The following is a 15,830-nucleotide window of genomic DNA, read 5'->3' as shown; positions in this document are numbered from 1 at the left end:
AATCGATAATATATCTCCCAATATAGCAACTTCTTTAAAACTGTTTAACTGCATTACCAATACCCCAAATTTCATTGCTGTACTGCAAAATCGTTCGATCACTCGCAAAATGACCAGACTGTGCAATATTTAAAATCGACATTTCTAGCCACTTTGTTCGGTTCTCATAAGCTCTACCGACAGCTTCTTGTCTTTCAGCATATGGGCCAAAATCTCGCAGAACGAAATATTCATCATTTTGAATAACAAGAGAATCGTAAATCGCTTCAAATTCAGCTCCCGATTGTGCAAAGAAACCATTTGTTAATTGATCAACTACTTTTTTAATGTGCCTATTGTGGTGATAATAATCACTTGCACGATATCCACCATTTTGATAGTAATGAAGAACCTCTTCCGCTGTTAAGCCGAAAATGAAACAGTTATCATCACCGACCCGGTCTTTTATTTCAATGTTAGCTCCGTCTAGCGTTCCGAGTGTAATTGCACCATTCATCATAAATTTCATATTACCTGTTCCCGATGCTTCTTTACTCGCCGTTGAAATTTGTTCACTTACATCCGCTGCCGGGAATATATCTTCCGCTAAAGAAACTCGGTAGTTTTCTAGAAAGATAACTTTCATATATTGACTGACGTACGGGTCATTATTTACTTTTCTTGCGAGTTCATTTATTAATTTAATAATTTTTTTCGCGTAATAATAGCCAGGTGATGCTTTCGCTCCAAAAATAAAAGTACGCGGATAAAATGTAAAACTAGCATCCTCTTTCAAACGGTTATACAAATATAAAATATGAAGAACATTTAATAATTGTCGTTTGTAAGCATGTAATCTTTTCACTTGCACATCAAAAATAGAATTTGGATCAATCGTAATCCCCATTGTATTATGAATGCGCTCCGCTAAAATCTCTTTACGCTCTTGTTTTACCTCTGCAAATTTCTCTTGGAAACTAGCATCATATTGAACTGTTTGCAACGATTGAAGCTTAATTGGTTCTTTCTTCCACTCTGTTCCAATCGCCTCTGAAATGAGATTTGTTAGCTGTGGATTTGCTTTCATAAGCCAGCGCCTATGAGCAATTCCATTCGTCTTATTATTAAACTTATCTGGATAAAATTCATAAAACAATCGCATTTCCCGCTGTTTTAATATTTCCGTATGAATTTTTGCTACACCGTTTACGCTATGGCTACCGACAATTGCTAAATGAGCCATTTTCACAAGATCATGCGCAATAATTGCCATGTCTTCAATGCGATGCCATTCATAAGGATAACGTTCCCAAAGTTCATGACAGAAACGTTCATTAATCTCTTCAATAATCATATAAATTCTCGGTAATAACGGTTTAAAAATGTGAATTGGCCACTTTTCGAGCGCTTCTGATAACGTCGTATGATTCGTATAAGAAATCGTCTGCGTCGTTATGTGCCAAGCTTCTTCCCATGTTAACTTTTCTTCGTCTAGTAAAATACGCATCAGTTCTGGAATTGCTAAAACCGGATGTGTATCGTTAATATGAATCGCAATTTTTTCATGTAGTTGACGAAGGTCACCATATCTTTCTCTATGCATTCGGACGATATTTTGTAAACTTGCTGATACGAGGAAATACTGTTGTTTTAAACGAAGTATTTTCCCCTCATCATGCGTATCATCTGGATATAAAAACTCCGACACAGCCTCTGTTTCGCGCTTATATTTCAAAATATCTTTGCAGTTTTGCGGGAAAGGAACTGGTTCAGCATTCCAAAGTCTAAGTGTATTTACAGTACTCGTCTCATAGCCTACTACCGGCACATCATATGGCACTGCCATAATGACTTCTGCGTTTGTATGCCTAAACTCTAAACGCCCGTCAATTTCTAGCGGTTCAACACTGCCGAAATAACTTACTTCCACAGCTTGATCATGCCTTCTTACTTCCCATACGTTTTCATGAAGAAGCCACTGTTCTGGAAATTCAACTTGATAACCATCAACAATTTTCTGATCAAACAACCCATGTTTATAACGAATTCCACAGCCGTGTCCTGGTAAGTTTAAAGATGCAAGTGAATCAAGAAAACAGGCCGCTAAGCGTCCAAGGCCACCATTACCAAGGCCTGCATCTGCTTCCACTTCTTCTAACTCTTGCAACGAAATCCCCAGTTCAGATAAACCCTGCTCGCATACATCTCTAATACCTAAATTCAAGATGTTACTTCCAAGCAAACGTCCAAGCAAAAACTCAATAGACAAGTAATACATTTGCTTTTGCTCTCCGGATCGATAACTCTCATTCGTTGCAATCCATTGACTATTCATATACTCACGTACCATATGGCCGAGCGTATTATATTGATCACGAGTTGTAGAATCTTTGAAACTTTTCCCATACATCGTCTCTAACTTTTCTAGAAAGGTTGATTTAAAACTTTCAACATGAGTAAACATTTTTTCACCACCTACATGTTATTCCATGAGACTTTTATACAATTCCTTATAAGCAAGAGCCGATTGCTCCCAGCTATAATCTTCAATCATCGCTTGTTTTACAAGTTGCTCCCACACTGGTTTATCGTGATAAAATTCAATTGCACGGTGAACCGTATGCAGCATGTCATGTGCATTAAAGTTCGTGAAACTGAAACCATTTCCTTCGCCTGTTTCTTCATCATAAGAATGTACCGTATCGTTTAATCCACCTGTTTCTCTTACAATTGGAATCGTACCGTACGCTAATGCGATAAGTTGTCCAAGTCCACACGGTTCAAACAGCGATGGCATTAAAAACAAATCGCTTCCCGCATACACTTGGTGCGCTAATTCTTCATTAAATCCGATATAAACTTTTACCTTCTCTGGATACTCATATGCCATCCACTCAAAGAATTGCTCATATTCCGAATCACCTGAGCCTAAAATAATACATTGTACATCTTCTTCCATTATTTCGCGGAATACAGTGCGTACTAAATCAAGACCTTTTTGCTTCGTTAATCTCGTTACCATTGAAATAATTGGTGTATCCTCTTTTTCTGGCAAACCAAAATAACGCTGCAAAGCGCGTTTATTTTCACTCTTTTCATATAATGACTCTGCATCATACTGAGCCTTAATATACGAATCCGTTTCTGGATTATATACGCTCGTATCAATACCATTTACAATGCCGCTAAGCTTATCATTATATTTTCGCAGTAATCCATCTAACTTCTCACCGAAAAATTCATATTGAATTTCTTCTTTATACGTCGGGCTCACCGCTGTAATTTGATCCGAAGCGATAATACCGCCTTTCATAAAGTTTATGTTTCCATAAAACTCTAGCTGCTCACTATGAAAATATTCATCACCAAGCTCTAACAAGTCGTACATCACTTCAGGAGGAAATACTCCTTGGAACTGCAAGTTGTGAATCGTATATACCGTTTTAATACGCTCATATAACGGGTTATCTTGATACTTTTCACGAAGTAAGAAATTAACCATAGCCGTATGCCAATCGTGGCTATGAAGAACATCCACTTCAAAATCAAGATGTGGAATACACTCTAACACTGCTTTTGAGAAATAAGAAAAACGCTCCCCGTCATCATAATGACCATACAGAGAATCTCTCTTAAAATAATATTCATTATCTATTAAGTAATACGTAATTCCGTCTTGCTCACCTTTTAAAATTCCACAATATTGATTTCTCCACCCAAGCGGGACGTTAATTACTTTATGTAACGTACATCCATCTCTTAACTTTTGCGGAATGAGGCTATAATTCGGAAGTATAATACGAACGTCCACTCCTAATTTTTTCAGCTCTTTTGGGAGCGCACCCGCTACATCAGCTAATCCTCCCGATTTCACAAACGGTACACATTCTGATACTGCAAATAAAATATTCACTTGTTGTCCCACTGCGCGAAAAGTTTTTATTACTCCTCTTGCAGCTTCCTCCCTTCGAGTTTTCATTTAAATTAAAACTTTAATCAGTGAGGGAAAAAGCCCCCACTGATTCTTTAGGAATAACTATTAATCGTACTGTTTTGTACGCTTCCTTTTTCTACAACATACGGCTCATCGATGTTTCCTTTTAATACGACACCGTCGCCAATTTTCACGTCTTTATCAATAATAACACCGTCTATTATACAGTTATCTCCAATTTGGCTCTTTTGCATAATAATACTGTTACGAATAATTGAACCTTTTCCGATTTTAACTGAACGGGAAATAACACTGTTTTCTACTTCCCCTTCAATAATACTGCCATTTGCAATCATTGTATTTTTCACGACTGCACCCTTTAGATAACGAGTTGGTGGCTCATCTTTTACTTTCGTAAAGATCGGTGCTTCTTTCTTAAATAATTGCTTCCAAATAGCAGGTTGCAAAATTTCTAAGCTATGTTTATAGTAACTTTCGATCGAATCAATAATTGCTACATATCCAGTATGTTCATATGTAGCAATGTGTAATGATTTCCCGCGTTTTTCTCTCACTACATCAAATAAACTGTATTGCTCCACATCTTTATATGTCTCAAATAAATCTAATAATAATTGTTTCTTTAACACGTATGTTTGAAGCGAAACCCCTTCATGGCAAACTTCCGTAATATCAGCCGCCGTATGTATATGTCGCTCTAACACCGCTTGAAAATTTAATGCTGTTACGAGATGGCTATTCGTAATAACAACGTACTCTTCTCTGCTTCTTAGAAAATAATCAATATGTCTTCTAAAGTGTGCAAAAGACCCAAACTCATCTTGGTCACATTGGCAGTTTGGCGGGAATAAAAATAGTCCGTCTCGTTTTCTATCTAAATCCCACTGTTTTCCTGAACCAACATGGTCCATTAACGAACGGTTTTTATGGCTTGTAAAAACTGCCACACTATGAATACTAGAATTCACCATATTTGAAAGCATGAAATCAATGAGTCGATAACGGCCCCCAAACGGTAACGCCGCTAGTGAACGATGCCCTGTTACTTTCTTTAAGGAAGGAAAACTTCCCGTTGCATTAATAATTCCTAACATTTTTTCTCCCATTCATTTCATCCCCCTTTTCTATTTCCCTTCAGCAATTAATACTACATCGTCAACATTCTTTTCTGGACGAATGATTGTTCCATCTTCGATAACCATTTCTGATCCAACGATCGCTCTTTCAATCACAACATTTTTACCAATCTTAGCCCCTGGCATAACGACAGAATCAATCACCATACTTCCTTCTTCCACCGTCACTCCTTGGAATAACACAGAATGCTTCACGTCCCCTTCAATGACGCACCCTTCGTTAATAAGCGATTCTTCTACTTTTGCCTTTTCAGCAATATATTGAGGCGGTTCGTTTGGATTGACAGAGTAAATACGCCAATTACGATCGTTTAAATTCAGTGATGTTTCATCGCGAAGCAAATCCATATTCGCTTCCCATAAGCTCTTCACCGTTCCAACATCTTTCCAATATCCTTCAAACGGATACGCCATCAACTTCTTACCTTCATCTAATAAAAGCGGAAGGACGTCTTTTCCAAAATCGTTACTAGATTCAGGATTTCTTGCATCCATCTCTAAATACTCTTTCAAAATTGACCAATTAAAAATATAGATTCCCATTGATGCAAGATTACTTCTTGGAAATTGTGGTTTCTCTTCAAACTCAACAATCTCCATCTCTTCATTTGTATTCATAATGCCAAAGCGACTCGCTTCATCCCAAGGTACTTCAATAACAGAGATGGATATGTCCGATTCTTTCTCAATATGGTAATCTAGCATCTTACTGTAATCCATTTTATAAATATGGTCGCCTGATAAAATAAGAACATACTCCGGTTCATACTGACTTAAATAGTTTAAATTTTGATAAATGGCACTTGCCGTACCTGTATACCACTTAACCCCTGAAGACTCCGCATAAGGAGGTAATACTGTGACCCCACCGTTTACTCGGTCTAAATCCCACGCATTTCCGATTCCGATATAATTATGAAGTTCAAGTGGTTGATATTGTGTTAAAATCCCAACCGTTTCAATACCAGAATTCGCACAGTTACTTAGCGTAAAATCAATAATGCGATATTTACCACCAAATGGAACAGCTGGCTTGGCTAAATTTTTTGTTAATGCACTTAAACGACTACCTTTTCCCCCTGCTAGTAACATTGCTACGCACTTTTGTTTTTGAGCCATCTTGTTTTTTGCTCCCCTTTCTCGTCTTCACTGGTCGTAATATGGATACGCCAAATGGTGGAATTGTAATCTCTACATGTGCTGCTTGATTATGGTACGGTTCTAGAATCGTCTTAAGACGTTTCTTATTCACTTGCCCCGAACCTCCATATTGCTCAGCATCACTGTTTAAAATCTCGTTATAATACTCGAAATCTGGTACACCTACTTTATAGTTTTCATATGTAGCTTTCGTAAAGTTACATACGACAACTAACGCATCTTCTTGTTTATCCCCTTGGCGGATAAAAGAGAAAATACTTTGCTCATTATTATTAGCATCAATCCACTGAAAACCTTCAGGTGAATGGTCAAGCTGCCAAAGTGGTTTTGAGCGCTTATACAATGCTATGAGCTCATTAAAGTAATCATGCATATAACGATGCATTTCAAAATCATGTAAATTCCAATCTAAATCTTCGAGGTCTTTCCACTCATCAAACTGTCCGAATTCTCCTCCCATGAAAAGTAACTTCTTTCCTGGGTGAGTAAAGAAATATCCATATAATAAACGAAGCTGAGCAAACTTATCCCAGTAATCACCTGGCATTTTATTTAATAACGACTTTTTCCCATGAACGACTTCATCATGAGAAAGCGGTAATATGAAGTTTTCAGAGTACGCATATAGTAAAGAAAACGTCATTTTCTCATGAATGTGTTTCCTATATTCAGGCGCACACTCCATATATTTCAGCACGTCATTCATCCAGCCCATGTTCCATTTGTAATTGAATCCAAGCCCACCTTCATACGTTGGAGTTGTTACAAGTGGCCAAGCTGTTGAATCTTCTGCCGTCATAAGAAAATCTTCATCCTCTGCAAACACTGCTTCATTTAACTCTCTTAAAAATGAAACAGCATGCTCATTACTTTGCTCTTGTCCTTCTTTATTCCAGTACAACATATTCGCAACTGCATCTACTCTGAAACCATCAATATGGAAATATCTCATCCAAAATAACGCATTTGAAATTAAGAAATTACGTACCTCTCTCTTCCCTAAATCAAAATTGACAGTTCCCCATACTGGATTTTCTTGTACATCTTTATCTTTATATTCATAGGTCGGTGTGCCATCAAACAAATATAAACCGTGAGCATCTTTACAAAAATGCCCCGGCACCCAATCTAAAATGACACCGATTCCATATTTATGACATTCGTCGACAAAATGCATTAAATCATGCGGCGTACCAAATCTACTCGTCGCTGCATAATATCCCGTTCCTTGGTATCCCCAAGAACGATCATATGGATGCTCAACAAGCGGCATAATTTCAATATGTGTAAATTGATGTTCCACCACATACGGGATGAGCTCTTCAACCATTTCCCTGTAAGAGTACAGCGTTCCATCTTCTTTCTTTTTCCAAGAACCAAAATGTAATTCATAAACTGTCATCGCTTCTGTATAAATCGTTTTTTTCTTTTTCTTACGATTCCAGTTTTTATCATTCCATTCATATCCTTTTATATCAAAAACTACAGATGCCGTATTCGGTCTTACTTCTGCATATACAGCATACGGATCTGCCTTTAAAATGACGTCACCAGCCAACGTTTCAATCGCATATTTATATATTTCTCCTTCTTCAATATGCGGTATAAATAAGGACCAAATGCCTTCTTCTGTCACTTGTAGCATCTTATGTTGCTCATAATCCCACTCATTAAAATCTCCAACAACACTCATTGCTTTCGCATGAGGAGCCCACACTGTGAACCGTACCCCTTGAATCTCACCTTCCGTCACAACATGTGCACCAAAGATGTTATAACTTTCATAGTACTTTTCTGTATGAAACTCATCTCGTTTCACTTCTTCACAATTTATTACACTCAATATGCTCACCTCACTTAGATGACAGAATTTTTTATACTTTAACTATTTCTGCGAAAAACTGCAATATCCTTGTTAATTTATAAAAAATATTCGTTTTTTTCTTAAAAATGTTAGTTTTTCTTCACATTTCCGTGTAAAATATCGAATTTTGACGAATATTCATTGGAAACGCTTTATTACTCTTCTATATTTCTGTCTATTATTTTTTCTCAACCTTTATTTTATTAGGTTTATCCTATTTTTCATGCTATTTTCCAATCAAAATCCAAGCAAAATAATCTGTCATAAAAAATGTTTCTCAACATTTTTTGTCACAATTTTATTGAAATGCGAAATTCATAAGCATATACTTGTTCTCAATAAAGAACTACGATCTTTCGTAACTATAATTCATAGCGGACTACTATGTTTACTTATTTATCCTTGTTGCGAACGATTGCTATAAAAATTTAACTAGGGGGCTTTCTTATGTCATTAAAACAAAAAGTAGGAATGGGAGTTGTCACCGCTTCACTTGGTTTATCCCTTACATTCGGAGGTGTATTCGCCTATTTCAGTGATTCAGAAACATCGAGTAACTCATTTCAAGCTGGAACACTAGATCTTTCTCTTAATCCAAGTGTAATCGTTAATGTGAAAGATTTAAAACCAGGTGATTTTATTGAAAGGAACTTCAAGCTTGAAAATAAAGGTACATTGGATATCGCAAAAGTAGCACTTGAAACATCATATGAAGTTACAGATGCAAAGCAAAATAATGACGGTGAAGATTTAGGTGATCACATTATCGTCAAGTTTCTAGTGAATGATGGACAGCCATCTAATCCAAACGATGATCATGAGATTTTGTGGGAAACAAAACTATCAAAATTAAAAACTATGAAACCTGAAGATGTCGCTACGTCTCTAGAACGTCATAACTTAATAGATGGTATTAAATCTGGTGAAACAGATTACTTACACGTTCTCTTCTCATTTGAAGATAACGACCAAGATCAAAATAAATTTCAAGGTGATTCCCTGCAGCTAAACTGGACTTTCCATGCTGAGCAAACAGCAGGTGTGGAGAAATAATTTTTAAAAATATAAATTATCGGAGGCCTATAAATGAAAAAGAAAAATCGTTTTGTTACTGGAATTGTAACAGCTGGCGTTCTGTTTTCAACTGCCATTCCGTTCAATGTACTTGCTGAAAGTCCTATTAACCAAATTGAATCTTCAAATGCTCATTCTATATTATCGAAGCTTTCTAAAGAACAACGCCTGGCATTACAAACGGTAGATGCCAACCCTGGTTTTACAATTTCACCAGATATTAATACGAGTAGTTCTGAGCCTGTAAATATCATTGTAGAATTTCAAACTGCTCCAGTAAAGATTAATGAATTAAAACAAAAAGAAAAAGGATTACAATCTGCTCCTGAAAATATAAAAGCACGTATTGATCAAGAACATGAAGAATTCGAAAAAGGATTAAAACGTCTTTATCAATTCAGCCCATCAGTAAAATCAGGAAACTTCCAGTCTGTACAAATTAAACGTTCTTATAAGCATGCGATAAATGGTGTTGCAATGACATTACCAGCAAATACAGTTGAAGAGTTGTTACGAATTGGTGTTGTAAAACGCATTTGGAAAGATTACGAAGTAAAATTAAATTTACCAAAACAAGCTGAGCAAAAAGCACCTCAAAAACTAACAGACAGCATCCCTCAAATTGGGGTAGATAAGTTACATAGTGAGGGCATTACCGGAAAAGGAATTAAAGTTGGTGTATTAGATACAGGTATTGATTACAATCACCCTGACTTAAAGGACGTATATAAAGGCTATCGCGCAAAATCTGGTGAGGACTCTAGCAAAGTAGATCCAAATTCAGTAAAGGGTTGGGACTTTATTAATAATGATGCAGATCCAATGGAAACTACTTATTCAGAATGGCAACAATCTGGTGCTCCTGAATTTGATAACCGTGGTTCTTCCTTCTACACAGCCCACGGCACTCACGTAGCAGGTATCGTTTCTGCTCAAAAGAAGAACCAATCTGATTCAGCAGTAAAAGGTGTTGCACCTGACATTGAACTGTATAACTATCGTGTACTCGGTCCATACGGAAGTGGAGATAGTTCAGGTATTATAGCTGCAATTGATAAATCTATTTCTGACGGTATGAACGTTATTAACTTATCGTTAGGTGATGATAGCAACAATCCACTTGATCCAACATCTATCGCTGTTAATAACGCGATGCTTTCAGGCGTTGTTACAGTCGTTGCTGCTGGTAACTCTGGACCGAATCCATCAACACTCGGATCACCAGGTGCTTCGCCATTTGCTATTACGGTTGGAGCCAGTGATAGCTCTATTTCCTTACCGAAACTATCAGGTCATGCTGGACAATTACAATTCCCTAACTTAATTTTGTTCGGCAAAAACTTCACTGATAAAATAGAAGATTTTAAGGGACAAACTTTACCTATTGAATCTGTAGGAATCGGTACGCCTGACGAGTTTAGTAAAAAAGATGTAAAAGGAAAAATCGCTCTCGTTGCACGTGGTACAACCTCATTTGATGAAAAAATTGCTAACGCAAAACAAGCAGGTGCAAAGGCCGTTATTATTTATAACAACGTGGATGGAGAAATTCCTTTCTACGTTGGTGAAAGCACAAAATACATTCCAGCATTCCGCCTAACGAAAGAAGACGGTGAAAAACTAAAAGCTCAAATTGAACAAGGTAGCACATCCTTAACTTTCGATGAAATTAATTACATTCAAACAGAAGGCGATCATCTTGCAGACTTTAGCTCACGCGGTCCTGTTACAGCAAATGATGATATTAAGCCTGATATTACAGCACCTGGTGTTGCTGTCCTTTCAACAGTTCCTGAATATATTAACGACCCGCAAGAGGGTGAAAACTATGCTGTTTCCTATGAGCGTATGCAAGGAACATCTATGGCTTCCCCTCATATCGCTGGTGTTGCCGCTCTAATTTTACAAGAACACCCAGACTACTCTCCGTTCGATGTAAAAGCGTCTCTTATGAACACAGCTGGTGATTTAAAAGAAAAATATTCGGTGTATGAAGTTGGAGCTGGGCGAGTAGATGCTTACAACGCCGTTCGTACAGAAACAAGCTTTAAAGTATTAGATACGACACAAACTGTTGTAAATGATGAAGTAATTGAAGTGCCCGAAGAAACTGGATCTATTGCATTCGGTAAGTTTTATCAAAAAGACGGTGAAGCTCTTGAACAAAAACGAAATATAAAAGTAACTAATCATAATAAACAAGAGAAAAAAGAATTTAAAACAGAAATTTCTTATACACCAGCTTCGCCTACTATTAACGATGCTGTCGCAAACGGTGTAAAAGTCTCTGCTCCAGAAACAATTACTCTTGATGCTGGCAAAACAGATGAAATTGAAGCAAAAATTAATGTTCCAGCCGGTGTAAAACAAGGCCGATATGAAGGATATATTCATATTACGAACACGAAAAATAAAGAAGAAACATATCAAATCCCATTCTCTATTCGTGTATCAGAGCCCGGTATTGAAAATGCAATACTATCAAGAAAAGCAATTTCAACTGATACATCTAAATTTAATCCATACGGTGAATCGTATGTTCACGGGGCATTCCAATTAAACAGCGAACTTGAAACGTTAGATCTTATCGTAAAAGATTCCAAAACAGATAAAGCTCTCGGCTTCATTGGAACATTAAACACAAGTGGACTAAAAACTGATGTGTATTACTACTTAGACTCGTTCTTTAATGGAAAAGTGTATCCTTTTACAAATGATCCTGCAAAACCAATTGGTGATGAGAAAATCAACTTACCAGAAGGAGACTACACAATTGAGTTTGTCGGTTATGATAAGGCTGGGAAAGCACGTGTAAAAGGTGATTATGTTGTAATTGATAATACCCCACCAGAAGTGAAACTAACTGGATTAAAACCTGGTATTTACGAGTTAAATGAAGAAAATTATACAGTAGAAGATGGCAAAAAAGCACTATGGATTAAAGGAAATGTATACGATTCAAATGTTGACTACTTAAAAGGAAAAGGATTAAACATTACGCAAGAAGCGAATGGCGTTATGTACTATGACTATTCTCCATACTTGCATAAGTTTTTACCGATTAATGCAAATGGCGATTTTAAAGTTGGCATTACACCTGACTCCTTCAGAACGGAAGGTCCAATGAACACAGGCGTATATATTTTCGATTATGCAACTGCAGGAGCTGACTATCCAAGCGGTGTAAATAACTACTGGTTTATCCCGCAAGGTGCTCAATATGCGAAAGCTAGTTACGATAAAAAAGAATTATATAAAAATGACGAGTTCACAGTAACACTAAACGCAAAACACGTAAAACAATTTGTTGCTGGGCAATTTAATGTAAACTTCCTAGAGAAGAACTTCAAATTTGCAAATGCGAAATTTAATCCTGCTTTTGAAAAGCTACTTTCCGAAAAAGGAGTAACCGCAAAAGTAAATGAACCGAAACTAGAGGCAGGTTCGGTTACAGTTGGCGGCGCTATCGATGACAAAAACTTTGCTGGATTAGATGGTGATTTCCCGTTCATTGATGTAACTTTCAAAGTAGAAAATGATGAATTTTATGAAGCAAATGCTCAATTAGAGTCACCAATTTTTGTTTACTGGAAACAAGGTGAATCAGAACCAAATAGAATGCGTGTACTTCAAGATCAAACATTCTCAGTTATGTCCTTAAATTCACTAGTAGAAGGAAATATTAAACCTGGTGCATTCTTAAATGAACGTGGATATTTAGATGAAAAGTTTGATTATACAAAGCTTGGCGTAAAAGTATATGCAACTGATTCTTACCGTCATAAGTTTGAAAGCTCACTAGATAAATACGGATACTTCAAACTCAATGGACTTCCAGTTAATAAACGCGACTACAACTTATATGTAGAAGTGCCAGGACATTTAACAAGCCGCCTAACAACGAAACTTGGTACTGAAAAAGACGGTAAGCTGCTTGGCCAATATTATTATGCAAGACCTGACGAAAACCTTGCCGGCGATGTAAATGGTGATAAAGTAATCGATATTAAAGATGGTGAAATTATCGCTAGCAACTACGGTAAAAAAGGACTAACTGTAAAAGACGGAGATCTTAATAAAGATGGTATTGTCGACGAAAAAGATATTCGCTTCGTTGAAAAGAACTTCTTGAAAAAAGGGCCAGATGCATCTAAATCACAAACACCTGTAGAAAAATCAAAAAGCGGTACACTGGTAGATATTTTAAAGAAATTAGGATTAACACCTAAAAAATGATAAAGTGAAACTTTAATCAGTGGGGGGTGTTCATCCCCCACTGATTATTAGTTGAACCAATCGGGCTTTTACGGGCAGTTGATCACCAAACTAACTTCTTTGCTTTCGCTGCATTTTGAGGTGGGGATCTTACTGCCCGTTAATGCGGGATAATAAAGAGCACTCTACGTAAAGTAGAGTGCTCTTTTCTATAAACGACCCTTATCCAGCAAAAGGGGTATATTGGGGATATACAAGGGAAACCGGAAAAGGAATTTATATTAAATTATATAAGTTCAGAGGTAAGAAGCAGTTTCCCACCTCTGAATTATTTAGCAATTATTATAGTACTGGTGCCATTGTTTCTTTTAATACTTTTACAGAATGAGCGAATTTCGCTTTTTCATCTTCATTTAGCTCAAGTTCTACGATTTCACGTACACCTTCGCGGTTAATTACAGCTGGAACACCTACGTAAGCATCTTTTTCACCGTATTGACCTTCAAGGTATGCAGATACAGTTAATACGCTGTTCTCATTGTTTAAGATTGCTTTAGTTACACGAAGTAGTGACATACCGATTCCGTAGTAAGTTGCACCTTTACGCTCGATGATATGGTAAGCTGCATCACGTACATTTTCGAAGATTTTATCTAAGTCTTCTTGATTGTACTGTTCGTTGTTAGCTAAGATTGTTTCTAGTTTTTGTACACCGATAGTAGCGTGGCTCCATACTGGAAGTTCAGTGTCACCGTGTTCACCAACGATGTAAGCATGAACGTTACGTGGATCTACATCTAAGTAGTCACCTAACATGTAACGGAAACGAGCAGAGTCTAAAGTAGTACCAGAACCGATTACGCGCTCTTTCGGTAAACCAGATTCTTTCCAAGTTACGTAAGTTAAAATATCAACTGGGTTAGTTGCGATTAAGAAGATTCCATCGAATCCGCTATCCATAATGCCGCGAACGATTTGTTTAAAGATCTTTGTATTTTTCTCAACTAAGTCTAAACGAGTTTCACCTGGCTTTTGTGGTAATCCAGCAGTGATAACTACTAAATCTGCATCTTTACAATCTGCATAGCTACCGCTCCAAACTTTTGTCGGTGATGGAGAGAATGGTACCGCATGGCTTAAGTCCATTGCTTCCCCTTCTGCTTTTGCTTCATTAACATCTACTAATACGAATTCTTCAGCTACACCTTGGTTGATCATTGAGTAAGCGTAACTACAACCTACAGCTCCTGTTCCTACTAATACTACACGATTGATACCTTTTTTCATGTTAATTTCCCCTCTCTATTGTTCACATATATTTTTTATGATTATTTAAGTAATTAATTAAAATACTAATTTAATGTTGTTTAACTTCTTTACATTCATATTGTAGCACGTATTATTGTGAAAAAGTTCACAAATTATGACCTATTTGTGAACTTTTTCACATAGAGTGTAAAGTTATTAGAATAGGTGTGGAATCCATTTCAATGGAGGCGTTTTCTTTAGATTGTGAAAGGGATTTTCTTATGTTTTTGTCGGTAAGTGAAATTATATCAGCGATTTTTGCAATATATCGACTTACCGACAAAACTAGACAATAATGACAACATAAAAAAGCTGTCTCCAGCAGGTCACACCTATTGAGAGACAGTTTCTTCTATATATTATTTATTTTCCACAGTAGCTGCCAGCTCCCGAATGTATTTTCATCGGTTTCTCCAAGTGTAGGATGCTACAGCCATACAGCTGGGGTAAAAATTCGACTTGAGTATCATTTGTTAGATAGATAGTTCCTTCATATTCATACAGGTCCAAATAAACAACATGATTGTATTTACGGCTCTCTATGTACCCAACTGCAACAGCGAATACTTCATATTTCTTCCATTGCATAAAAAAGCAAACTATCCAAAGTCCACTTTTACACAACAAAAAAGAGATAGCAGATTATGCTATCTCTTTTAGTATGACCCGTACGGGATTCGAACCCGTGTTACCGCCGTGAAAGGGCGGTGTCTTAACCACTTGACCAACGGGCCAGTTCTGGCAGAGAAGAAGGGATTCGAACCCTCGCACCGCGTTCGCGATCTACTCCCTTAGCAGGGGAGCCCCTTGAGCCACTTGGGTACTTCTCTATAATATGGCTCCGCAGGTAGGACTCGAACCTACGACCGATCGGTTAACAGCCGATAGCTCTACCACTGAGCTACTGCGGAACAATTATGGTGGGCCTAAATGGACTCGAACCATCGACCTCACGCTTATCAGGCGTGCGCTCTAACCAGCTGAGCTATAGGCCCATAATTGAAAAGCGGGTGAAGAGAATCGAACTCTCGACCAGAGCTTGGAAGGCTCTTGTTTTACCACTAAACTACACCCGCATTAAATTGAAAATGGTGAGCCATGAAGGATTCGAACCTTCGACCCTCTGATTAAAAGTCAG

General features: G+C 37.3%; 8 protein-coding genes, 5 tRNA genes and 1 pseudogene. 3 read left to right on the top strand and 11 right to left on the bottom strand.

Annotated features, from left to right (window positions below):
• Positions 1–34: 34 nt before the first annotated feature.
• The 5 genes from glgP to glgB form a co-directional block, all read right to left on the bottom strand.
• Positions 35–2,443 carry a glycogen phosphorylase gene (gene glgP, locus MR170_RS20565; RefSeq protein WP_000494103.1) on the bottom strand — a complete coding sequence of 803 codons (2,409 nt, stop codon included), beginning with the start codon at positions 2,441–2,443 and terminating at the stop codon, positions 35–37.
• Positions 2,444–2,461: 18 nt separating this feature from the next.
• Positions 2,462–3,892: a glycogen synthase GlgA gene (glgA, locus tag MR170_RS20560; protein ID WP_048564368.1), complete on the bottom strand. Its 1,431-nt coding sequence runs from the start codon at positions 3,890–3,892 to the stop codon at positions 2,462–2,464.
• Between the two features lie 113 nt (positions 3,893–4,005).
• Complete coding sequence (gene glgD, locus MR170_RS20555; RefSeq protein ID WP_016079899.1) at positions 4,006–5,040, bottom strand: glucose-1-phosphate adenylyltransferase subunit GlgD; 1,035 nt, start codon at positions 5,038–5,040, stop codon at positions 4,006–4,008.
• Positions 5,041–5,058: 18 nt separating this feature from the next.
• Entirely contained in the window at positions 5,059–6,189 is a 1,131-nt protein-coding gene (gene glgC / locus MR170_RS20550) for a glucose-1-phosphate adenylyltransferase (RefSeq protein WP_242309060.1), read from the bottom strand.
• Entirely contained in the window at positions 6,137–8,074 is a 1,938-nt protein-coding gene (gene glgB, locus MR170_RS20545) for a 1,4-alpha-glucan branching protein GlgB (protein ID WP_242309059.1), read from the bottom strand. Before glgB ends, glgC begins: the two co-directional genes overlap by 53 nt.
• Before the next feature lie 468 nt (positions 8,075–8,542).
• Here glgB and MR170_RS20540 point away from each other — a divergent pair, with 468 nt between their 5' ends.
• Both MR170_RS20540 and MR170_RS20535 read left to right on the top strand, forming a co-directional pair.
• The gene (locus MR170_RS20540) at positions 8,543–9,148 is read left to right on the top strand and encodes a CalY family protein (RefSeq protein WP_000053936.1); all 606 of its coding nucleotides are present in this window, start codon (positions 8,543–8,545) and stop codon (positions 9,146–9,148) included.
• Positions 9,149–9,181: 33 nt separating this feature from the next.
• Positions 9,182–13,405 (top strand): S8 family serine peptidase, encoded by a 4,224-nt coding sequence (locus MR170_RS20535; RefSeq protein ID WP_242309058.1) that lies wholly within the window; start codon positions 9,182–9,184, stop codon positions 13,403–13,405.
• A 321-nt stretch (positions 13,406–13,726) separates the two neighbouring features.
• Here MR170_RS20535 and MR170_RS20530 read toward each other — a convergent pair whose 3' ends face one another.
• A complete protein-coding gene (locus MR170_RS20530) occupies positions 13,727–14,671 on the bottom strand; it encodes an L-lactate dehydrogenase (RefSeq protein ID WP_000715346.1) in 945 nt (314 codons plus the stop codon).
• A 401-nt stretch (positions 14,672–15,072) separates the two neighbouring features.
• On the opposite strand from MR170_RS20530, the pseudogene MR170_RS20525 reads away from it, so the two are divergent.
• Positions 15,073–15,240 (top strand): annotated as a pseudogene (locus MR170_RS20525) (IS4 family transposase); the annotation flags it as partial.
• Positions 15,241–15,354: 114 nt separating this feature from the next.
• Here MR170_RS20525 and MR170_RS20520 read toward each other — a convergent pair.
• The 5 genes from MR170_RS20520 to MR170_RS20500 form a co-directional block, all read right to left on the bottom strand.
• A tRNA-Glu gene (locus tag MR170_RS20520) sits at positions 15,355–15,426 on the bottom strand.
• 5 nt (positions 15,427–15,431) lie between these two features.
• Positions 15,432–15,522: transfer RNA gene (locus MR170_RS20515), tRNA-Ser, on the bottom strand.
• A gap of 6 nt (positions 15,523–15,528) precedes the next feature.
• Positions 15,529–15,603, bottom strand: a tRNA-Asn gene (locus MR170_RS20510).
• Positions 15,604–15,610: 7 nt separating this feature from the next.
• A tRNA-Ile gene (locus MR170_RS20505) sits at positions 15,611–15,687 on the bottom strand.
• A 10-nt stretch (positions 15,688–15,697) separates the two neighbouring features.
• Positions 15,698–15,768 (bottom strand) — tRNA-Gly (locus MR170_RS20500).
• Positions 15,769–15,830: the final 62 nt, after the last annotated feature.

It is taken from the genome of Bacillus cereus group sp. BfR-BA-01524, from assembly GCF_022662595.1.
Taxonomy (GTDB): domain Bacteria; phylum Bacillota; class Bacilli; order Bacillales; family Bacillaceae_G; genus Bacillus_A; species Bacillus_A thuringiensis_S.
This window is presented reverse-complemented; position numbering and strand designations above follow the sequence as displayed.

Coding starts and splice junctions, on each gene's coding strand:
- glgD (WP_016079899.1), bottom strand. CDS start 5,040: ATGGGAGAAAAAATGTTAGGAATTATTAATGCAACGGGAAGTTTTCCT.
- MR170_RS20535 (WP_242309058.1), top strand. CDS start 9,182: ATGAAAAAGAAAAATCGTTTTGTTACTGGAATTGTAACAGCTGGCGTT.
- glgP (WP_000494103.1), bottom strand. CDS start 2,443: ATGTTTACTCATGTTGAAAGTTTTAAATCAACCTTTCTAGAAAAGTTA.
- glgC (WP_242309060.1), bottom strand. CDS start 6,189: ATGGCTCAAAAACAAAAGTGCGTAGCAATGTTACTAGCAGGGGGAAAA.
- MR170_RS20540 (WP_000053936.1), top strand. CDS start 8,543: ATGTCATTAAAACAAAAAGTAGGAATGGGAGTTGTCACCGCTTCACTT.
- MR170_RS20530 (WP_000715346.1), bottom strand. CDS start 14,671: ATGAAAAAAGGTATCAATCGTGTAGTATTAGTAGGAACAGGAGCTGTA.